Origin of the sequence: Pseudomonas sp. HB05 (assembly GCF_016756915.1) — a bacterium.
GTDB classification, from domain to species: domain Bacteria; phylum Pseudomonadota; class Gammaproteobacteria; order Pseudomonadales; family Pseudomonadaceae; genus Aquipseudomonas; species Aquipseudomonas alvandae.
Genome location: NZ_JAESPG010000039.1, coordinates 43,562 through 63,763, shown reverse-complemented (window position 1 = coordinate 63,763; position 20,202 = coordinate 43,562). Strand labels below are relative to the sequence as shown.

The 20,202-nt window shown below is 61.5% G+C and carries 15 protein-coding genes; 7 read left to right on the top strand and 8 right to left on the bottom strand.

All coding sequences use genetic code 11. From position 1 onward, the window contains the following. A partial coding sequence (locus JMN22_RS24315) for a carbon starvation CstA family protein (RefSeq protein WP_272929154.1) occupies nt 1-266 on the bottom strand: 266 nt, incomplete at its 3' end. 458 nt (nt 267-724) lie between these two features. Between JMN22_RS24315 and JMN22_RS24310 the strand changes: the two genes are divergently transcribed. Continuing rightward, complete coding sequence (locus JMN22_RS24310; protein WP_181289746.1) at nt 725-2,086, top strand: cache domain-containing protein; 1,362 nt, start codon at nt 725-727, stop codon at nt 2,084-2,086. Between the two features lie 31 nt (nt 2,087-2,117). Continuing rightward, nucleotides 2,118-2,750 carry a response regulator gene (locus tag JMN22_RS24305; protein ID WP_030142578.1) on the top strand — a complete coding sequence of 211 codons (633 nt, stop codon included), beginning with the start codon at nt 2,118-2,120 and terminating at the stop codon, nt 2,748-2,750. Between the two features lie 111 nt (nt 2,751-2,861). Here JMN22_RS24305 and JMN22_RS24300 read toward each other — a convergent pair whose 3' ends face one another. Together JMN22_RS24300 and JMN22_RS24295 are read right to left on the bottom strand one after the other, a co-directional pair. Then, the gene (locus JMN22_RS24300) at nt 2,862-3,731 is read right to left on the bottom strand and encodes an SDR family oxidoreductase (protein ID WP_198798295.1); all 870 of its coding nucleotides are present in this window, start codon (nt 3,729-3,731) and stop codon (nt 2,862-2,864) included. A 57-nt stretch (nt 3,732-3,788) separates the two neighbouring features. Beyond that, on the bottom strand, nt 3,789-5,018 hold the full coding sequence (locus tag JMN22_RS24295; RefSeq protein ID WP_198798294.1) for an arabinose transporter: 1,230 nt from the start codon (nt 5,016-5,018) through the stop codon (nt 3,789-3,791). 143 nt (nt 5,019-5,161) lie between these two features. Here JMN22_RS24295 and JMN22_RS24290 point away from each other — a divergent pair, with 143 nt between their 5' ends. Then, nucleotides 5,162-5,809 carry a TetR family transcriptional regulator gene (locus tag JMN22_RS24290; protein ID WP_198798293.1) on the top strand — a complete coding sequence of 216 codons (648 nt, stop codon included), beginning with the start codon at nt 5,162-5,164 and terminating at the stop codon, nt 5,807-5,809. 91 nt (nt 5,810-5,900) lie between these two features. After that, nucleotides 5,901-6,692, top strand: a complete 792-nt coding sequence (locus JMN22_RS24285) for a transporter substrate-binding domain-containing protein (RefSeq protein WP_198798292.1) — start codon at nt 5,901-5,903, stop codon at nt 6,690-6,692. Between the two features lie 147 nt (nt 6,693-6,839). Here JMN22_RS24285 and JMN22_RS24280 read toward each other — a convergent pair whose 3' ends face one another. Genes JMN22_RS24280 through JMN22_RS24270 form a run of 3 tightly spaced genes read right to left on the bottom strand, consistent with a single transcriptional unit; the run spans nt 6,840 to nt 9,734 of the window. Then, on the bottom strand, nt 6,840-7,859 hold the full coding sequence (locus JMN22_RS24280) for a TRAP transporter substrate-binding protein (protein ID WP_198798291.1): 1,020 nt from the start codon (nt 7,857-7,859) through the stop codon (nt 6,840-6,842). 52 nt (nt 7,860-7,911) lie between these two features. Beyond that, nucleotides 7,912-9,192: a TRAP transporter large permease subunit gene (locus JMN22_RS24275; protein WP_030142584.1), complete on the bottom strand. Its 1,281-nt coding sequence runs from the start codon at nt 9,190-9,192 to the stop codon at nt 7,912-7,914. Then, nucleotides 9,189-9,734 carry a TRAP transporter small permease gene (locus JMN22_RS24270; RefSeq protein ID WP_198798290.1) on the bottom strand — a complete coding sequence of 182 codons (546 nt, stop codon included), beginning with the start codon at nt 9,732-9,734 and terminating at the stop codon, nt 9,189-9,191. The genes JMN22_RS24275 and JMN22_RS24270 overlap by 4 nt, the downstream gene beginning before the upstream one ends. A gap of 504 nt (nt 9,735-10,238) precedes the next feature. On the opposite strand from JMN22_RS24270, the gene JMN22_RS24265 reads away from it, so the two are divergent. Further along, nucleotides 10,239-10,652 (top strand): hypothetical protein, encoded by a 414-nt coding sequence (locus JMN22_RS24265; protein ID WP_206768700.1) that lies wholly within the window; start codon nt 10,239-10,241, stop codon nt 10,650-10,652. Between the two features lie 128 nt (nt 10,653-10,780). Here JMN22_RS24265 and JMN22_RS24260 read toward each other — a convergent pair whose 3' ends face one another. Further along, nucleotides 10,781-15,649 carry an NAD-glutamate dehydrogenase gene (locus JMN22_RS24260; RefSeq protein WP_198798289.1) on the bottom strand — a complete coding sequence of 1,623 codons (4,869 nt, stop codon included), beginning with the start codon at nt 15,647-15,649 and terminating at the stop codon, nt 10,781-10,783. Nucleotides 15,650-16,079: 430 nt separating this feature from the next. On the opposite strand from JMN22_RS24260, the gene JMN22_RS24255 reads away from it, so the two are divergent. Further along, nucleotides 16,080-16,433, top strand: a complete 354-nt coding sequence (locus JMN22_RS24255; protein WP_198798288.1) for a hypothetical protein — start codon at nt 16,080-16,082, stop codon at nt 16,431-16,433. A 205-nt stretch (nt 16,434-16,638) separates the two neighbouring features. Here JMN22_RS24255 and JMN22_RS24250 read toward each other — a convergent pair whose 3' ends face one another. Continuing rightward, complete coding sequence (locus tag JMN22_RS24250; protein WP_198798287.1) at nt 16,639-18,789, bottom strand: WG repeat-containing protein; 2,151 nt, start codon at nt 18,787-18,789, stop codon at nt 16,639-16,641. Nucleotides 18,790-19,032: 243 nt separating this feature from the next. On the opposite strand from JMN22_RS24250, the gene JMN22_RS24245 reads away from it, so the two are divergent. Beyond that, the gene (locus JMN22_RS24245) at nt 19,033-20,058 is read left to right on the top strand and encodes a LacI family DNA-binding transcriptional regulator (protein ID WP_309475717.1); all 1,026 of its coding nucleotides are present in this window, start codon (nt 19,033-19,035) and stop codon (nt 20,056-20,058) included. Nucleotides 20,059-20,202 lie beyond the last annotated feature (144 nt).

The following is a 20,202-nucleotide window of genomic DNA, read 5'->3' as shown; positions in this document are numbered from 1 at the left end:
AGAATGTGTTTGTTGGTCGGGACGTAGTCCAGGCCATCGTTGTTGAGCACGGCAGGCGTGGCCCGGCGCGCATCGAGTTGCATCACGTTGTTGGCGATGAAGAGGCTGTAGTAGCGGTAGGCGACCAGGTAGATGGCGACTGCCGCGACGACGATCCAGAGGGCGTTGATCGGCTCTCCGCGGCGCAAGGCCACGACGCTCAGCGCACAGGCTCCCAGAACAGCCACGGCAAACCAGGCGAGGTGTTTAACCAGACGGGTTGTCATTGCGTGTCTCCTGCCGATATCCAGAGGATTGCGGCGATTGTTTTTATAGTGTGCCCCGGCTATTCGGAGCCGGCCCAATATCCCTGCATGCCGTCAATAAATAAATCCGTAGTACTACGTAGAACCCCGATTCCCTTGTGGGAGCGAGCCTGCTCGCGAAAGCGGAGTGTCAGTTAATGATGATCTGCCTGACCCACCGCCTTCGCGAGCAAGCTCGCTCCCACAGTTGTTTTGGGGTGGGCTCGGGATTTGCGGACTCGCTAAATCCCCTTGTGGGAGCGAGCTTGCTCGCGATGGCGGATCTTCAGCCAACACTTCATTGACTGAAACGCCGCTATCGCGAGCAAGCTCGCTCCCACAGTTTTGAGCCCCGTATCCGGTAGGATTGTTGAGCGCACACAGGTTTGGCATATGATGCCCGCCATCCACCTCCCCGCCGAGTCGGGACAGGAGTACAGATGCTGCTCAAACACAAGATCGTCGCCCTGGGGATCCTGCCGTTGGTCCTGGCGATTGCTGTCATCGGCGCCTTGGTCATCTCGCTCAACCGCCAACTGGGTGACCAGCAGGCGCAACTGATCGAAGACAGTATCCTGGCGAGCAAGCGCGCCGAGCTGAAGAACTACGTGGAAATGGCGCAAAGCCTGATCGCCCCGCTGTATGACGACGGCAAGGGCGACGCGCGGGCGCAGCAGCAAGTGCTGGAAGAGCTGCGCAAGCTCAGTTTTGGCATCAACGGTTATTTCTTCGTCTACGACCGTCAAGGCCGCAGCCTGATGCATGCCCGGCAGTCGGAACTGGTGGGGCAATACCTTTGGGACATGAAGGATCCCCACGGCCTGCCAGTCATCCAGGCGTTGATCAAGAGCGCCGAATCCGGCGAAGGCTTCCAGCGTTATGCCTGGAACAAACCTTCTTCCGGCCAGGTGACCGACAAGCTGGCCTACGTCGTGATGCTGGATCGCTGGGGCTGGATGCTCGGCACCGGGATCTACCTGGAAGACGTCGAACGCGCCACCCAACAGGCCCGCGACGAAGTGGCCCACGGTATTCACACCACCATGCAAGCCATCGCGGCCATCGCCCTGGTGGCGGTGCTGCTGGTATTCGCCGGCGGCATCACTCTCAACGTCAGCGAACATCGCCTGGCTGACAAGAAACTGCAGCGCCTGAACCAGCGCATCGTCAGCCTTCAAGAGGAAGAACGCTCACGGGTGTCCCGCGAACTGCACGACGGCATCAGCCAATTGCTGGTGTCGATCAAGTTCCAGTTCGAACTCGCCAGCCATGTCATCGAGAACGGCCAGGAAAATGGCCTGGGCATCCTGAAGAACGCCACGGACCGGCTGGGCGAAGCCATCGGCGAAATCCGTAGCATCTCCCATGATCTGCGGTCCTCACTGCTCGACACCCTGGGCCTGCCCGCCGCCATCGGCCAGCTCGCGGCTGAATTCGAGCAGCGCAGCGGCCTGGAAGTGTCTTACCGAAGCAACGAATTCGACTGTCGCCTGGAAAACGGCGCACCGGTCTCGCTGTTCCGCATCGCCCAGGAAGCGCTGACCAACATCGAGCGGCATGCCGGGGCGAAACGTGTCGCCATCACCCTGTTCGGCTCGGGCCAGTCCTTGCGCCTGACCGTGGTGGACGACGGCATGGGCTTCAACGTCCCGCAGGTCGAACGTGGCCATGCCGGCATTGGCCTGCGTAATATCCGCGAGCGAGTCGAGCATTTTGGCGGGCGGCTGGAGATGACATCGGTGCCGGGACGAAGCGAACTGGATATCCTGCTGCCCATGACCATGCCGGCCACGGAAAGCTGATGCGCGCCTACACCACCAAGAGCACCTGCCGATGAACCTGCCCCCCGCCATACGCGTCGCGTTGGTCGATGATCACGCCCTGGTCCGCGATGGCATCCGCGCCCTGCTGTCCGTCATGCCCCGGCTGGACGTGGTCGGCGAAGCGGAGAACGGCGCGCAGGCGATCGAAATGGTCGGGCGTTGCCAACCGGATTTGTTGCTGATGGACATCGGCCTCAAGGACATGAACGGCCTCGAGCTGACCCGGCAGTTGGGCAAGCAATACCCTGGCCTGAAGATCCTGATCCTGAGCATGTACGACAATCATGAATACGTCAGCGAATCCGTGCGCGCCGGTGCCAGCGGCTACGTCCTGAAGAATTCGCCGTCGAAGGAAATCATCGCCGCCATCGAGGCCATCATCGGCGGCGGCACTTTCTACAGCGCCGAGATTGCCCAGCGCCTGGCCACCGACCCGAGCACCGACAGCGAGCTGACGCCACGCGAGAGCCAGGTCCTGGCGAAAATGGTCCAGGGGCTCAACAACAAGGAAATGGCCCGCGAACTGGACATCAGCGTACGCACCGTCGAGACCCACCGCCTGAGCATCCGCCGCAAGCTCAACATCGACAAGCCTGCGGCACTGGCGAAATACGCGATCGATCACGGGATCATTCCCCGCTGATCCCCTTGTGGCGAGGGAGCTTGCTCCCGCTCGGTTGCGTAGCGACCGTAAAATATTGGGGTCGCTGCGCAACCCAGCGGGAGCAAGCTCCCTCGCCACAGGTTATTCATTTCAATCGGCGCGGTAGTAATCCGGCAGCTCAAGATCATCCAACAACCCCGGGCCGCTCGGCATCCAATCCAACAAACCACGGGTGTACTCGCTGGACACCGCCATGTTCGCGCTCGCCATGTGCGCGAACCAGCCGAAATGCTCGCGCTCGCGGGATTCGACCGGCACACCCAAGCCACGTCCTATTGCCTGCGCGATGTCCTTGAACGGCACCGCTTCGTCGGCCACGGCGTGGTAGACCGACTGAGTGACACCCTGCTCCAGCGCCAGCCGATAGACCCGTGCCGCATCCAGCCGATGCACGCCCGACCAGCAATGGTTGCCGTCGCCGGGGTAAGCCGATACGCCCTTCTCCCGGGCCAGGCGAATCAGGATCGGTACGAACCCGTGGTCGCCGGCCCCATGAACCGAGGGCGCCAGCCGGACTGTTGCCACCCGCACGCCGCGCTCGGCCAGGTCCCTCGCCGTGGCTTCCGACTTGCGGGGCGAGGCCGGGCTGACCACTTCCAGCTCGCTGGCGCCCCGGGTCAATCCGAACAAGCCCGAGGTCACCAATAAAGGCCGCTCGGAGCCTTGCAACGCGCCTCCCAATGCCAGGATCGCGCGGCGGTCTTGCTCGGCATTTTCGGCAAATCGTGAAAAATCATGATTGAACGCGGTGTGAATCACCGTATCCGCCGCCGAGGCTGCGTTGTGCAGAACATCCAAGTCATCCAACGTTCCTCGAACCACCTTTGCGCCGGTGGCGGCCAGCGCGGCAGCCTTTTCCTGGCAACGGGCCAGGCCGCTGACCTGATGCCCGGCGCCGAGCAGATCCCGCACCACGGCCGACCCAACCCAGCCCGTGGCACCGGTAACGAATACGTGCATGAGCAACGCTCCTGTCTGAAAAAAGCGATCGAAAGTCTTCTATAACCTGAACAAGGCTCAGGATTTGTATTGAACTTGTATTTCCCGGCTTCCGAGCAGCATCAAGGCCACCCCGAACGACAAGGCGACGGCGACGGCAGCGCCCAGGTAAACCGCTTCGATGCCCCAACCACTGGCCAACACACCGGCGAGCGGGCTGGTGATACCCAGGGAAATATCCAGGAATGCAACATAGGCGCCCATGGCCAGGCCGCGTGACTGCGGCGGAGCACGCCGCACCGCTTCGACGCCGAAACCGGGGAATGCCAGGGAATAACCGAAGCCGGTAAACGCCGCGCCGACATAGGCGACGAATGCCGTATCGGCGTCCCAGATCAGCAACAGCCCCACGGCCTCGATCACCACGCAGACCAGCGCGACACGGGCACCGCCGATCCTGTCCGGGAGATGCCCGAACAGCAGCCGCGCACCGATGAATGCCAGGCCGAACGCCGTGAACGCCAAGGAAGCGTTGCCCCAATCCCTGGCCGCGAACAACAGGGCAATGAACGCAGTGACAACACCGAAGCCGACGCTGCAAAACGCCAGGCCCATGCCGGGCACCCACACGGCGCCGAGCATCTTGTAGAACGGTGTCCGCCGGGTCGCCATCGGGGCAACGGCGCGGACACCGGCGACAACCGCCAAGGCCAACAGCGGGATAAACATCGACGCCACGACGATGCCCATGAATCCCCAGCCCGAATTGAGCGCCACGCCAAACGGAGCGCCCAATGCATAGGCGCCATACATGGCGATGCCATTCCAGGCCATGACCTTGCCAGCGTGCTGCGGCCCTACCAGGCCGATGCCCCACCCCAACGCGCCGGTGACCACAAGGCTTTCGCCAACCGCCAGCAACACGCGGCCCACCAACAACAGCCAGACCGACAACACCGGCGTGGCTACGAACGCCAGGGACAGCAGATAGACCAGTGCGGAAACCGCCGCCGTCACCAGCCCGGCCATGACCGCACGCTTGCCGCCGCGCATGTCGGCAAAATTGCCGGCCCAGGCCCGCGACAACAGCGCCGCGGCGAACTGCGCGCCGACCACCAGGCCAATCACCCACGTGCCCATCCCCAGCGTGTCGTGCAGGTGAAGCGGCAAGACCGGCAATTGCAGGCCGATGGGGAGAAAACCGATGAACACGGTCAACGTAAGCGGCAACAACCTGAGCACCGGATTGGCCTCGACGGTTGCCTGAGGCGCCGGAGCGGCGCCGTGATGGACATTTTCTTGAGTCATGAACCTTACCTGCGAAAAGGGACGCGATGGGACGTTGAACGCTGCTCCTGCAGCCGACTAGAATGCGATCAATTAGTCGCATTCAAGATACGAATAATCCGTCGCATTTCCTATTCGCATTCCTTTCCCCGGTGATTACCTTCATGTCCGAACGCCCAAGCCCGCAGATTTCCTCGCGCAAACAACCGAAACAGGCTCGGTCCACCGAGCTCGTGGCGGCGGTCCTGGAGGCAGCTGTTCAGGTTTTGGCGACGCAGGGCGCCCCACGTTTCACCGTGGCCCGTGTTGCCGAGCGGGCGGGCGTGAGCGTCGGGTCGGTGTATCAGTACTTTCCGAACAAGGCCGCGATCCTGTTCCGGCTGCAAAGCGATGAATGGCGACAGACCAGCGATATGTTGCGAGACATCCTGGAAGATCCTGCCAAGCCGCCCCTGGAGCGGCTGCGAACCCTTGTGCAAGCCTTCATCCAATCCGAGTGCGACGAAGCCCAGATCCGCGTCGCACTCAACGACGCCGCGCCGCTTTATCGGGATGCGCCTGAGCACCAGGCGGCGCGCAGTTCGGTGCAGGCATCGGTGGACGCGTTCATGCAGCAGGTGCTGCCGGATACCGGCGTGCAGACCCGCGCCCTGGCCGGGGAGCTGATCATCGCGACCCTCAGCTCCGTGGGGAAACGGTTTTCGGCAACGCCCCGCACGCGGCAAGAAGTCCAGGCGTATGCCGCTGCCATGGCCGATATGTTCTGCGCCTACCTGGAAAACCTGCGGGCGCTCGATACCCCCTCAGGCTGATCATTCGCCTCGGCGTTCCGGTGACAGCCCGCCGGCAGTTTTACTACACTCCGTCGTCTTGTCCCCTTCCCTTGCGAGACGTCCCATCCTTATGAAAACCATAACAAGCACGATGACGTTCTGTGGCCTGCTGGCGCTCTGCGGCAGTGCATTGGCCGAGCCTGCCCCGTCACAGCTGGATCGAATCCTTGAGCAGGGTGAATTGCGGGTGTGCACGACGGGCGACTACAAGCCCTACACCTACAAGGCCGAATCGGGGGAATACGAAGGCATCGACATCGACATGGCCCGCTCACTCGCCACCAGCCTGGGCGTCAAGGTGCAGTGGATCCAGACCACCTGGAAAACCCTGATGCCAGACATGCTGGCCGGCAAATGCGACGTCGGCATGGGCGGGATTTCGGTCACCCTGGAACGCCAGAAGAAGGCCTATTTCAGCAACACCCTGGACGTCGACGGCAAGATCCCGCTGGTGCGTTGCGAAGATCAGTCGCGCTACCAGACCATCGAGCAGCTGAACCAGCCTTCGGTACGCCTCGTCGAGCCGGCCGGCGGCACCAACGAAGCCTTCGTGCGGGCGTTCCTGCCCAAGGGCCAGTTGGCCTTCCATGACAACGTGACGATCTTCCAGGAGCTGTTGGAGAAACGCGCCGACGTCATGATCACCGACGCCTCGGAAGCGCTCTACCAGCAGAAACTCAAGCCCGGCCTGTGCGCCGTCAACCCGACGCACTACCTGCAATATGGCGAGAAAGCCTACCTGCTGCCCCGTGACGACAACACCTGGAAAATGTACGTCGACCAGTGGCTGCACCTGAGCAAGGCCAATGGCAGCTACCAGAAGGTGATTGGGCAGTGGCTGGCGGTGCCGGCTGCCCAATAACCGTTTGCTGAAACACCAAAAACCCTGTGGGAGCGAGCTTGCTCGCGATAGCGGTATATCAGTCAAAACTGATGTGACTGACCTGACGCCATCGCGAGCAAGCTCGCTCCCACAGGATTGGGTCTGTTCAGGGATGACCCATTCGTCTCACTGCTCCGCCCGCACCTTGGCGATTTCGTCATACATCATCTTCACCAGGTCGCCATCCAACGATTTGGCAAACTTGTCGATCACCGGCTGCACGCGCTCGCGGAAGCGGTCTTTCTCGGCCGGGGTGATTTCGTTGACGGTCATCGCACCGGCCAACGTGGCCTTGGCCTTGTCCATGCTCGCTGCGGTGACTTCACGCTGGTAGGTCTGCGCTTCGGCTGCGGCGGCACGAATCATCGCCTTTTCGTCATCGTTGAGGCGGTTCCAGGTTTTCTGGCTGATGATCAGCGACTGCGGGTTGAAGATGTGGCCGGTGACGGAAAGATACTTCTGCACCTCGTAGAACTTGTTGCCTTCAATCACCGTGTAAGGGTTTTCCTGGCCGTCGATGGTGTGCTGCTCAAGACCCGTGTAGACCTCGGGAAACGCCATCGGCACCGGGTTCGCACCCAGGGCCGTGAACGTCTCCAGGTAGATCGGCGACTGGATGACACGCAACTTCAAGCCCTGCAGGTCTTCGAGCTTGGTCACCGGGTGCTTGCTGTTGGTCAGGTTACGAAACCCCAGGTCCCAGTAACCCAGCCCAACCAACCCCTTGCTGTCCAGTTGCGCCGCCAGTTTCTGCCCGACCGGCCCATCGATGACCGCATGGGCCTCCTCGACGTTGTTGAACAGGAAAGGGAAATCGAGCATGGCGTAATCCGGTGCCTGGGCGGCCAGGATGCCGGAGTTGAGCACGGTGATGTCCAAGGTCCCGCCCTGCAATGCCGACACCGTTTGCACGTCGCCGCCCAGGGTTCCACCGGGGAACAGGCGGACCTTGATCTTGCCGCCGCTCTTTTCGCCGAGCAGGTCGGCGAACTTCTGCGCGCCCTGGCCCTGAGGGTGTTCCTTGACGTTCTGGAAGGCGAATCGCAAGGTCCGCTCACGGATCTCGTCCGCGTGGCTGGCTACACCGGTCAACAGCAAGCCCGTCGCACAGGCCCCGGCCAGCAAGGTTTTCATCAGTTTTCCCATGTCACTCTCCGATCATTATTGTTTTTAAAGGTCGAGCCAGCGAGCACCGGTGTCATCCGGTGAAGAATTTCAACGGCCCCATGACCAGTTGCGGAAACAGGACCAACAGCAACAGCACCACAAACTGCGCAATCATGAACGGCCAGACCCCGCGGACGATTTCCTCGAAGTCCAGCTTCGCCACGCTGCAGACCACGTTGAGCACCGTGCCCACGGGCGGCGTGATCAAGCCGATCGCAGTGTTGATCAGGAACAGCACGCCGAAGTACACCGGGTCGATCCCCGCCTGGATCACCGCGGGCATCAATACCGGGGTCAGGATGAGGATGGTCGGGGTCATGTCCATCACCGTACCGACCAGGATGATCAGCGCCATCATCACCAGCAACAGGAGCGTCTGGTTGTCCATGAACGGCGCAAGCAGGTCCGCCAACTGGCCCGGCAGGTCGGCGATCGTGACCAGCCACGATGAAACCATGGCCGCCGCCACCAACAGCATCACCACCGACGTGGTCTTGGCCGAAGACAGGATCACTTCGTAGAGCTGGCTGACCTTCATTTCCCGGTAGATCACCAGCGACACGAACAGCGAATAGACCGCCGCGACCACTGCCGCCTCCGTGGGCGTGAAAATGCCGAACTTGAGGCCCAGGATGATGATCAGTGGCAAGCCCATCGCCCAACTGCCGTCGAGCAGCGTACGCAGCACTTCGGCACGGGAACGCTTGGGTGGCGTCTCGACGTTTTCACGGCGGGAGATGAACCACCAGGCGGCGGCAAGCCCGACGCCGAGCATCAACCCAGGCACGATACCGGCCAGGAACAGCTTGGAAATCGACACGCCGGACGCCACGCCGAACACGATGAAACCGATGCTTGGCGGAATCACAGGTGCAATGGTGCTGCCGGCGGCGATCAACCCGGCCGAGCGCCCACGGTTGTGCCCCGCCAGGACCATCATCGGCACCAGCAGCGCCGCCAGCGCTGCCGCATCGGCCACGGCCGAACCGGAAAGCGACGCCAGCAGGCAGGAGGCGATGATCGCGACGTAACCCAGCCCGCCGCGCTTATGCCCCACCAACGCCATGGCAATGTTGACGATGCGCTTGGACAGTCCGCCGACATTCATCACTTCGCCGGCCAGCATGAAGAACGGCACCGCCATCAGGGGAAAGCTGTCAGCGCCATTGAGCAGGTTTTGCGCGATGATCTGGGCGTCGAACAGGTCCAGGTAAAACATCAACGCGACGCTGACCACCAGCAAGGCAAAGGCAATCGGGATGCCCAGCGCCATGCTGCCCAGCAGCGACCCGAGGAAAATAGCCAGTGTCATGGGCGGGTACTCTTCAGATTGTCAGGGGTGATGCTCGCGGCTTCGCTTTCCTCGACCGACAACGACTCTTCATCCCGCAGTTTGCCGAACAACGCCAAGTACAGTTCGTACACCAGGATGACCGTCGCGCTGACACCGAACACCAGCCCGGCGGCGTAGAACAGCGCCATCGAAAGGCCTGAAGCCGGCGCGACCACGTTGAGGTTGATGACCGCCTGCTGCCAACTGCCGATGACGATCAACCCGCAGATGTAGAGCATCAGCAAGTGCCCGATGACCAGGCAAACTCGCTTGCCTGCCGGCGGCAAGCGCTTGACCAGGCTGTTCATGCCCAGGTGCGCGCGGTCCTTGAGCGCCACCAGGGCACCGAGAAAAATCATCCAGACGAAGAACCAGCGCGACAGCTCCTCCGACACGCTGATGCCGGAGTTGAAGGCATAGCGCAACACGACGTTGCCGAACACCAGCACGATCATCACGACCATGCACAGCACGATCAGCAACTTGAGCAGCTTGAAATACAGATCGACGACTTTTGTCATCTTGAACACCTCACAGGTTGAACCAGACACCGGCCTGCAGCCGGCGCGACAGGGCGAGCGCTATCGGATCGACGCTGGAATATCCCGGGAGGCTCCGGAACGGGAGGTATGCAATGAGGGCAAGTTCGGTTGACGGGCACGCATGAGGGGATCCTCTGTTTTTATTATGGCCTCGCCTGGGCATGGCAAGGCTGGGTGACCGCTAAAATGTACTACCCAGTTAATTCGGTCAATAACCTTGCAAGACCGGATGGCCGATCCAGGCGGAACTAGCGTGCGATTATCGGTCACCGCTGCTGGGAGCCCTGCCGTGTCCCGGTCGGGTGGGAAATTTTTCAAGGCGTTTTGTATCGCTCTGTATAGAAGCAACCGATTGATACGAATTCGCTGATTTCATGCCTTTCGGGCACACATCCTCGATACACCTGCGCGTTTAACTGCACTCACCGGACAGCAGCACCTGCGCTGCCACGGTCCACTCAATCAAGCGCAAGGAGAACCACCATGATCAATTTCCCGAAACTCTCGTCCCTGGCTATCGCCCTGACCTTGGTCGGCGGCGCCGCCCTGTCGAACATCGCCGCGGCCGAAAGCGCACCGTCGTCTTACGAACAGGCTGCACATCAACTGGCTGAAGGTGGCTCTGATCGGCTGATCGAGAGTCGCGTAGCCGAGGGTGGCTCTGATCGACTGATCCAGAATCGCGTGGCCGAAGGTGGCTCCGATCGACTGATCCAGAATCGCGTGGCCGAAGGTGGCTCCGATCGACTGATCCAGAATCGCGTGGCTGAAGGTGGCTCTGATCGACTGATCCAGAATCGCGTAGCCGAGGGTGGCTCTGATCGGCTGATCCAGAATCGCATAGTTGAAGGTGGGGCTGACCGGTTGCAGGAGCTGCGTGAACGCAGCCCTGTGTGATAGCGGTTTTCTGTGGCGAGGGGATTTATCCCCTCGCCACAAGAGCTTTCTGGCCTTCATGGGCTGAAACATCACCCATAAAAAAACCCCGCATCTCTCAATGCGGGGTTTTTTCATTCAACGGTGGATCAGTTGGCCGTCACGACCGCCTGACCACTCAACGCCAGGTCCAGCAGTTCGCGGTTGGCAACCGCGTACATGGCGTAGTCGGTGCCGCTGGCAGCACGGATGTCCACCAACATGGCGCGCCAGCGCTCGACCATTTCGTGATGCTGCTCAAGCCACAGCGCCAGACGGGTTTCCACGTCCTGGCTACCGTCGCCTTCCTGCAGGACCGAGATGGTGATCGCCCGTTGCTGCCAGTCAATGTCATCGCGGAACGCTTCACGGGCCAGGGCCTGCCAGTTGTTTTCAACCGGCAAGGCACTGATCTGTTGCAGGTACCAGGTAATGTCCAGGGCGCTACCCACTGCGAAGTAGGCCTTGGCCACGTCGGCGGCGTTCTGGCCGGTAACGTCGGACGCCTCGATGATCGGCAACAAGGTGTACAGGTGCGTAGTGCCGGCAACCATGCGCGCGAGCAATTCCGGCACACCGGCCGCCACGTAGGCCTGGTAGCGGGTCTGCCAGCCTTCGCGGGTCGGGCCTTCCAGCAGTTCGTCGAGCTTGAGGCCCAACGCGGCCAGGTGCGGACCGAAGTGAGCGACGTCACGGGCAGCGTTCTGCTCGTTGCGGCGGCTGCGCAGGAACCAGCGCGTGGCGCGACGGCCCAGGCGCATCAGCTCGTCCATCAGCTCCAGTTGCACGTCGGCGGAAACCTGGTGGTCCAGGGCTTCAATCTGACGGAACCAGTGCGGGAGATGGAAGATGTCCCGAACGATCACATAAGCACCGGCCACGTTCGCCGGGCTCATGCCGGTCGACTCTTTCAACCGCTGGACGAAGGTGATGCCCATGTGGTTGACCAGGTCGTTGGCGATCTGGGTGCTGACGATCTCGCGTTTCAGGCGATGACGACGCATGGCCTCGGAGAACTTGCTTACCAGGGTTGGCGGGAAAGCCGTCTCCATGTCGCGGGTCAGGTAATCGTCGTCCGGCACCAGGGAGTTGAGCAGCGCTTCCTTGAGGTCGATCTTGCTGTAGGAGATCAACACCGACAGTTCGGCACGGGTCAGGCCATGGCCCGCCGCGACACGTTCGGCCAGTTGCTCTTCGGTCGGCAGGAACTCGATGGCACGGTCCAGCTTGCCACGGGCTTCCAGATCGTTCATCAGGCGCTTGTATTCGGCGATCCGCACAAACGCGCGACGGGCCGCCAGGGACAGGGCCTGGGTCTGCTTGTAGTTGTTGCCCAACACCAGGCCACCGACTTCGTCGGTCATGCTCGCCAGCAACTGGTTGCGCTGCTTGTCGGTCATGTCGCCGGCCTGCACCACTTCGTTGAGCAGGATCTTGATGTTCACTTCGTGGTCGGAGCAGTCCACGCCACCGGCGTTGTCGATGAAGTCGGTGTTGGAGCCGCCGCCGTTGAGGCCGAACTCGACGCGACCCAGTTGGGTCATGCCCAGGTTACCGCCCTCGCCCACGACCTTGCAGCGCAGTTCGTTGCCGTTCACGCGCAGCGCATCGTTGGCCTTGTCGCCGACATCGGCATGGCTTTCGGTGCTGGCCTTGACGTAGGTACCGATACCGCCGTTCCACAACAGGTCCACCGGCGCCTTGAGCAAGGCGTTGAGCAGTTCGGTCGGGGTCAGTTTGTCGGCCTTGATGTCGAAGCGTTCTTTCATCTGTGGCGAGATGGCGATGCTTTTCGCGCTGCGCGAGAAGATACCGCCGCCTTCGGACATGATGCTGGTGTCGTAGTCGGTCCAGGCCGAACGCGGCAGGTCGAACAGACGCTTGCGCTCGGCGAAGCTGCTGGCCGGTTCCGGGTTCGGGTCGATGAAGATGTGCAGGTGGTTGAAGGCCGCGACCAGTTGCAGCTTGTCGGACATCAACAAGCCGTTGCCGAACACGTCGCCGGCCATGTCGCCGACGCCCACCACGGTGATGCTGTCTTCCTGGACATTGATGCCGCGCTCACGGAAGTGACGCTGCACGCCAACCCACGCGCCCTTGGCGGTGATGCCCATTTTCTTGTGGTCGTAACCGGCCGAACCGCCGGAGGCAAACGCATCGCCCAGCCAGAAGCCGTAGTCGATGGCGATGCCGTTGGCGATGTCGGAGAAAGTCGCGGTGCCCTTGTCCGCCGCCACCACCAGGTACGGGTCATCGTCATCATGACGAACGACGTTGGCCGGCGGCACCAGCGCGCCGTCCTTCAGGTTGTCGGTGATGTCCAACAGGCCCGAGATGAAGATGCGATAGCAGGCGATGCCCTCGGCCGCGATCTCGTCCCGGCTGCCGCCCAATGGCAGGCGACGCGGCAGGAAACCGCCCTTGGCACCCACCGGCACGATCACCGAGTTCTTCACTTGCTGGGCTTTTACCAGGCCGAGCACTTCGGTGCGGTAGTCTTCTTCACGGTCGGACCAGCGCAGGCCGCCACGGGCAACGTTGCCGAAGCGCAGGTGCACGCCTTCGACGCGTGGCGAGTAGACGAAGATCTCGAACTTGGGCACCGGCTTCGGCAGTTCCGGGATCAGGTGCGGGTTGAACTTGAAGCTGAAGTACGCCTTGTTCTGGCCGTTGGCGTCGGTCTGGTAGAAGTTGGTCCGCAGGGTCGCCTTGATCAGGTCAAGGTAGCGACGCAGGATGCGGTCTTCGTTGAGTACCTGCACTTCGTCGAGGGCCGAGAGGATCGCTTGCTCCAGGCGCAGTTGCTTGTCTTCCAGGTCATCGCCGGTCAACTTGCGCGCCAGGTAGAAGCGGGTCTTGAACAACCGGGTCAGTTCGCGAGCGATGTCGGTGTGGTTGTTCAGGGTGCTGGCGATGTAGCCGAGGTCGAAGCCCAGGCGGATCTGCTTCAGGTAACGGGCGTAGGCACGCAACAGAGCCACGTCGCGCCACGGCAGGCCGGCGGTCAGCACCAGGCGGTTGAACGCATCGTTCTCGGCATCGCCACGCACGATGTGGACGAACGCGTCCTGCAAGGTGTCGTTGAGTTGCTGGATGTCGAGGTCCAGGCCTTCGGCGGCGGTGAAGGCGAAGTCGTGAATCCAGAACTCGCGGCCATTGGTGTGACGCAGGCGATACGGGAACTCGCCCAGCACGCGCAGGCCGAGGTTTTCCAGGATCGGCAGCACGTCGGACAGCGCCAGCGGCGTGTCGGCGTGATACAGCTTGCAGTGCAGCTCACGCTGGCCGGAGACCTGGCCCAACGGTTGGTAGAAGCTCATCACCAGCGGGTTGGTTTCACTCAGGCTCAGCAGGTGTTGCATGTCCACCACGGCCGAGTGCGCGGCGAAGCGCTCGCGGTAGCCGGCCGGGAAGCCTTTCGGGAAATCCGACAGCACGTTGGTGCCCTGGGCTTCGCCGAAGCTCTCGACGACCAGGCTGGCGTAGTCGTCCTTCCAACTGCGGCAGGCCTGCACGACTTCTTTTTCCAGCAGCAGCGGGTCGATGTCGATGCGGTTCTTCGGATCCACCCGCAGGATCAGTTGTACGCGGGCCAGTACGGACTCGGAGAAGAATGTCCAGAACTCGCAATCCGACGCCTTCAGGCGCTCCATCAGCACCTGCTGGATCTTCTGGCGCACTTCGGTGGAATAGATATCGCGCGGCACGTAGGCCAGGCAGTAGCAGAAACGGCCGTACGGGTCCTTGCGCAGGAACACGCGGATCTTGTTGCGTTCCTGGATCTGCACGATCGACATGACGGTGCTGAACAGCTCGTCCACCGGGGTCTGGAACAAGTCGTCGCGAGGCAGGACTTCGACCACCTGGGCCAGCTCCTTGCCCAGGTGCGCCTTGGCCTGGAAGCCCGAACGACGCTCGATTTCCGCGACCTTGCGACGGATGTACGGGATGACCCGCACGCTCTCGCCATACACCGAGGAGGTGTACAGGCCCATGAAGCGGCATTCCTTGATGACCTTGCCGTCGGCGTCGATCTCGCGGATCGACACGTAGTCCGGGTAGGCCGGACGGTGCACGCGGCTCGGGTGCGCGGCCTTGGCGAACGACAACACGGTCGGTTCGCGCAGATAATTGACGGCGTAGTCTTCGATGCGCAGGTCTTCGGCGGTCAGGCCGGCGCGCAGCAGTTTGGTCAGGCCGAGGAACGATTCGGGGTCGTATTCGATGTGGCCGCCATCGGCTTCATCGCGAACCACGAACTCTTCGTAGCCCAGGAACGTGAAGTGGTTGCCCACCAGCCATTCCAGGAAGCTCTTGATTTCGGCTTTTTCGTCAGCGTCGGTGGCGTAGGCGCTGTTGTCCAGGCTCGCGAGGATTTCCTGGACCTTGGCTTTCATCGGCTCGAAGTCGGCGACGGCGACGCGCACTTCGCCCAGCACTTGCTCAAGTTCCTTGCTCAGGACGTTGAGTTCGGCGGCGTTGGCGCAGCGGTCGATTTCCAGGTACATCAACGACTCTTGCTGCACGTCGTCGCCCTGGGTGCCCTTCGGCAGGATTTCCAGCAACTCGCCCTTGCTGCCGCGACGCACGCTCAGGACGGTGGTTTGCAGGGTATGGATGCTGTAGCCGCGACGGTTCAGCTCGGTGCGGACCGAATCCACCAGGAACGGCAGGTCGTGGTGCAGCACTTCGACGGCGGTGTGGGTCGACTGCCAGCCGTGGCGCTCGTAATCGGGGTTGTAGACACGCACCTGCGGTTGCGCGTGGTCAAAGCGCTCAAGCAGGCGCCAGGCAGACAGGGTGCAGCCGGCGAGGTCGGACAACCGGCGCTGGGTGAGTTCATCGAGGGAAATGATGCCGAAGAATTGTTCAGCGAACAGCGCCACTTGTGGCAGTGCCTGTTCACTGATGTGCTGCGCCAGTGCCGCTTGCAGTTGATGCTGGAAGTCGGCTTTGCTGGCTGCGGTGAAGAACGCCATCTGTGGTACTCCGCTTGGGCTTGTTATTGATGGTAGCGTCGCGTGCAACCCCTTTCGGGGCCGTCGGCCATCCCGTTCCTGATTCTCGGGCAGAGGAAACAGGATGACAGGTGGGTGAAGCTGGACGGGACCCGCAGGTCACATCCTTTTTGCAGGTAATTTCAAAGTAATGACCACCTGCAAAAAACACTCCGCGATGCCCTTTGCAGGTGCACATCCGTTGCGCAGCTTAACGAGTGCGACAACCTGCCTGCTTGCAGCGCTGCGACATATTCGGTCATCGGCTAGCTCCCTGGTCGCCATGCATCGAACAACCCTAGCAGTCCCAGGGCCAAACGGCACCCTGCGGTGGTAATCCAGCAGAAAATCGTCGGGGCTGGCAGAATCGCGTTTTTGCCCGTGCAAGGCTCATCGGAGCCAGGAGCCATCCATGAAAATGACCACCGACCTGCTGATCGCCAACCCGTGCGACGACGAAGAAGACAACATGGCCATGCTCTGCTGCCATAGCGCTCAGGGCGACATGTTCCTGATGAGCCGCTACCCGGACGAAGACGAGCTGGAGATCACGCTGGATGGCGAGCCCTCGACGCTGGACGGCGTCAAGGTCACGCTTAGCCCGACCCTGCTGAAAATAGAAATCGCCGCGGCGGATGCCGATGCGCTCAACGGTGACGATGTGCTGGAAATCACTTACAACCCCGACGTGACGGACATGGCCGAAGTAGAGCTGACCTTGCAGAACATCCTCAAGGGCACGGGCACCTACATCAGCCAGCTCTGAATCCTTTGTGGCGAGGGGATTTATCCCCGCTGGGCTGCGCAGCAGCCCCAAAAAGGCTGAACACCATCAGCCTGGCACACCGAGGTGGCTGGTCTTGGGCTGCTCCGCAGCCAGCGGGGATAAATCCCCTCGCCACAGGGTTAGGGCATTGCCCAAGATTGCATGTAGCTAACACAACTTTGGTGAGGCCACGCATCACCCGTTATCAGTCGTTCTGCACGAAATTGCCATCGGCGTCATAGACCAGGTATTCGTCACTATTATTCGGATCCCTCACGTAATAACGGGCGTCATTGCTGTTCTCCGGTACTTTCATACTGGTGTACGACCCCAGTTCCTTGATCACCTTGCTGTCCTGACTGATCAAGACCAACGAGGTCCCCCCACCCGCACGGATGGCCGCTGCGTAACGGGTCTGGAACGCGTTGATCTGCTGGTAATCCAGTGGCACTTGCAACCGGCCCGCCAAGTCGATGGCACCGTAGCTGCCATCACGTCCGACCACCGCCATGCCGTTGGAAAACGGCTCCACCTCGTCATACGGCAACTTGATGGCTAGTCGCTCGCCCTGGCGATCGATAAAGGCGAATTTGCTGCTTTTGGTGTCCTGCACCAGCAACGGTTGCTGGCCCACAAACCGACCGATCACGTTGTAGCCTTGCGGATTGATCCGTTTACCCGCCAGATCGAAAACGTCCTGGCGACTCCGGTCGGCGGAGCTGGCATATAGCAGCCCGTCGCTGTGCTCGATGCCGGAAAACTGCGTCGGCAGGATGATTTTGCCGTCGAGGCTGTAGGCGCCGTACAGGCCTTCCATGAGATCGGTTCGTGTGCCGAGACGGGCGATGAACACGTTGTCGGTCACGGTAGGGTTGACGAATTTCATCGGCAATACGAAGCGATGATTCCTGGCATCGTAAAGCCCATAAGGGCCATTGGTTTCACGCTCGACCAACAACAGGCCGTTGCTCAAGGCTTCGGTGATGTATTCAAACGGCAGGTCCACGAGCTTGTTGCTACCGGCGGGGAAATAGGCGAACTGGCTGCGCAACGCCCGTCCACCGGACTCTGGGTCGCTGGATTTCTCCTCGGAGAACAAGGTGTAGGCATCAGCCATCAGGCTGTCTTGCACTTGCACCCAACGGGGCTTGATCAGCCACTGCCCGGCCTGATCAATGAAGCCGTAGCGCTCGGCGCTCCGGTCCAGGGCGATGTAACGCGTTTGTCCTGCCAGGACGTTGTCGACCTGGGTGAACGCAATGGTGTTGTCTTCCATCGGATCGAGTACATGGATGACGATGCGCTGCGGCGTGGCCTCGAATTGATAGTCGAGTTCGGTGTTTTTCAATGGCCCCGCCTGCGCGGCCAGCGCCTCGCCCAGGCGTTCCAATTGCTGTTGCACCGCCTGGCTGGTCTTGAGTTGCTTGAGGTCGCCTTTGGTCTGCAGCAGCGCGTTGTAATAGTCGTGCAACGCCGCGATATCGCCATCGGACGGAAACGCCCAGGAATTGTGACCGTTGCTGTAGAGCGCCCTGCCCGCGTCGTCCAGCCCTTGCACCACAAGGGTCGACATTTTCGGCGTACTCAGGCGCACCGACGCGCTGTCATTACCCAGGGCCGTAAGCCGAAAGGACTGGCCGTCGTCCAGGGTCACGTTCGGATGATCCTTGTCCAGCACCACTTTCCTGAACGCCGGATAGCTGCGGTAAACGACCGTCAGGCCTACACTCGCCAGCGGTTTGTTCACCGAAAGTTCGAAAGCATCATCGGAGGCAAACGTGTCGTCGGCCTCAACCTTGGGCGATGCCTTGAGATCGGCGAAGGTTTGTTCGCTGCCATCGCGAAAACGCAGGCGCTGCGGCAGGTACTGCTCGGCAGTTGGCTCATCCGGCGTGGCGGCGCGTTTCCAGAGCGAATCGAGACTCTCGGTATCGAGCCTCACTTCCGAGCCATCGGCATACAACCTCTGGGTAAAACGCAGGCCCTGGACCGAGGCCAACGCAGCCTTCAGTTGCGCGCTGGTGAACGGGACAAACAGCGACTCGTATTGCAACGGCTGCCCATCACCCGTCTCGGTCGTTTCGACAGCCAGGCTCAGTTGCGCTTCACTGACACGCGCCAAAGACCGGAGGGTTTCGCCGGTGTCCTGGATCAAGTAATTAAGACGCTTCTCCACCTCTGGCGGTGCCAGGGCGCCAATGTCCTCGATGCCACCTTCGTTCAGCTCTCCGGCACCGAAACCTTCATCGGCCGGCGCACCGCTGTGGCTAAACACGTAGTAGGCGGCACAGCCCACCACCAGCAGGGCCACACTCAGTATCGACAGCAATCTCAAACGAGGCTGGGTAATGTTCATGGTGGCTTCGGTAGTCTAAGGGCTGGGAAAGGCAGGCAGCTAACCACACGGCCTGGCGCGCTGCAAATCGCCTGGCTGGCGCGGTTCTGCTGAAGGCCTGACTGGATCGTCGCCGCTGCCCAAGTGAAGCGAAGCACCGTCGGTCGTACCTCTGATACATCGCCCTTGACGACCGAACGAATTCTGGTGTTTCCTGAAACCGGTTTCAGAACCTCAATAAATCCAAAAAACAGGTCTCAATCCGTGAATTCTTTCTCCGCCGCCCAGCGCAGCCGCGTGACCATGCTCGATGTCGCCGAACGCGCCGGGGTCTCCAAGGCCAGCGTCTCGCGTTTCATCGGCGAGGACCGCGCCCTGCTCTCCGAAGCCATCGCCCGGCGCATCGAGCAGGCGATCAGCGAGCTGGGCTATCGGCCAAACCAGATGGCCCGTGGCCTCAAGCGCGGGCGCACGCGCCTGATCGGCATGCTGGTGGCCGATATCCGCAACCCCTATTCGATTGCCGTGATGCATGGCGTGGAAACCGCCTGCCGTCGTCACGGCTACAGCCTGGTGGTGTGCAACACCGACCGCGACGACGAACAGGAACGCCAGCACCTGGCCCTCCTGCGCGCCTACAACATCGAAGGGCTGATCGTGAACACCCTGGGCCATCACCGCGACGAACTGTTCGAATTGCGCAGCGAGATGCCGATGGTGCTGGTGGATCGCAAGGTCGATCGGCTCGAAACCGATCTGGTCGGGCTGGACAACCCGGCCGCCGTCGAGATGGCCCTCGATCACCTCGAACAGCGTGGCTATCGCGATTTGCTGCTGGTGACCGAACCGTTCGATGGCACCAGTTCGCGGATCGAGCGGGTCGAGAGTTTCAAGGCCAGCATCGAACGGCGCCCTGCCCTGGCGGGCGCTGTGGTGGAAACCTGCGATCAGCTGCTACCGCGCATCAAGACGTTTCTCGCCAAGCCGGACCGTGGCCCCAAGGCGCTGTTCTGCGCCAACGGCATCGCCGCCCTGACGGCCACCCAGGTATTGCGCGAACTCGGTTGCCACTTGTTCGACGACATCGGCCTGATCGCCCTCGACGACCTGGACTGGTACCCACTGGTGGGCAGCGGCATCACCGCCCTGGCCCAGCCCACCGCGGAAATCGGCGCCAGCGCTTTCGAATGCCTGCTCAAGCGTTTGCGGGGTGACAACGGGCCGGTTCAGACCCTCGATTTCGCCGCGCGGTTGATTGAGCGTGGGTCGACGCTTGGGAATGTTCGGTGATGGTGACGGCCCCATCGCGAGCAAGCTCGCTCCCACAGGTCCGCGCAACACTGAAAGTCCCTTGTGGGAGCGAGCTTGCTCGCGATGAGGCCCTCCAGCACACCGCCTAATTTTTTTTTGACCAAAACTGAAACCGGTTTCAGA

Bases quoted from the DNA above. Each gene is read 5' to 3' on its own strand.
- JMN22_RS24270 (WP_198798290.1), bottom strand. From the start codon at position 9,734: ATGACAAAAGTCGTCGATCTGTATTTCAAGCTGCTCAAGTTGCTGATC.
- JMN22_RS24255 (WP_198798288.1), top strand. From the start codon at position 16,080: ATGAAAATGACCACCGACCTGCTGATCGCCAACCCGTGCGACGACGAA.
- JMN22_RS24250 (WP_198798287.1), bottom strand. From the start codon at position 18,789: ATGAACATTACCCAGCCTCGTTTGAGATTGCTGTCGATACTGAGTGTG.
- JMN22_RS24290 (WP_198798293.1), top strand. From the start codon at position 5,162: ATGTCCGAACGCCCAAGCCCGCAGATTTCCTCGCGCAAACAACCGAAA.
- JMN22_RS24265 (WP_206768700.1), top strand. From the start codon at position 10,239: ATGATCAATTTCCCGAAACTCTCGTCCCTGGCTATCGCCCTGACCTTG.
- JMN22_RS24295 (WP_198798294.1), bottom strand. From the start codon at position 5,018: ATGACTCAAGAAAATGTCCATCACGGCGCCGCTCCGGCGCCTCAGGCA.
- JMN22_RS24305 (WP_030142578.1), top strand. From the start codon at position 2,118: ATGAACCTGCCCCCCGCCATACGCGTCGCGTTGGTCGATGATCACGCC.
- JMN22_RS24275 (WP_030142584.1), bottom strand. From the start codon at position 9,192: ATGACACTGGCTATTTTCCTCGGGTCGCTGCTGGGCAGCATGGCGCTG.
- JMN22_RS24280 (WP_198798291.1), bottom strand. From the start codon at position 7,859: ATGGGAAAACTGATGAAAACCTTGCTGGCCGGGGCCTGTGCGACGGGC.
- JMN22_RS24310 (WP_181289746.1), top strand. From the start codon at position 725: ATGCTGCTCAAACACAAGATCGTCGCCCTGGGGATCCTGCCGTTGGTC.
- JMN22_RS24300 (WP_198798295.1), bottom strand. From the start codon at position 3,731: ATGCACGTATTCGTTACCGGTGCCACGGGCTGGGTTGGGTCGGCCGTG.
- JMN22_RS24285 (WP_198798292.1), top strand. From the start codon at position 5,901: ATGAAAACCATAACAAGCACGATGACGTTCTGTGGCCTGCTGGCGCTC.
- JMN22_RS24260 (WP_198798289.1), bottom strand. From the start codon at position 15,649: ATGGCGTTCTTCACCGCAGCCAGCAAAGCCGACTTCCAGCATCAACTG.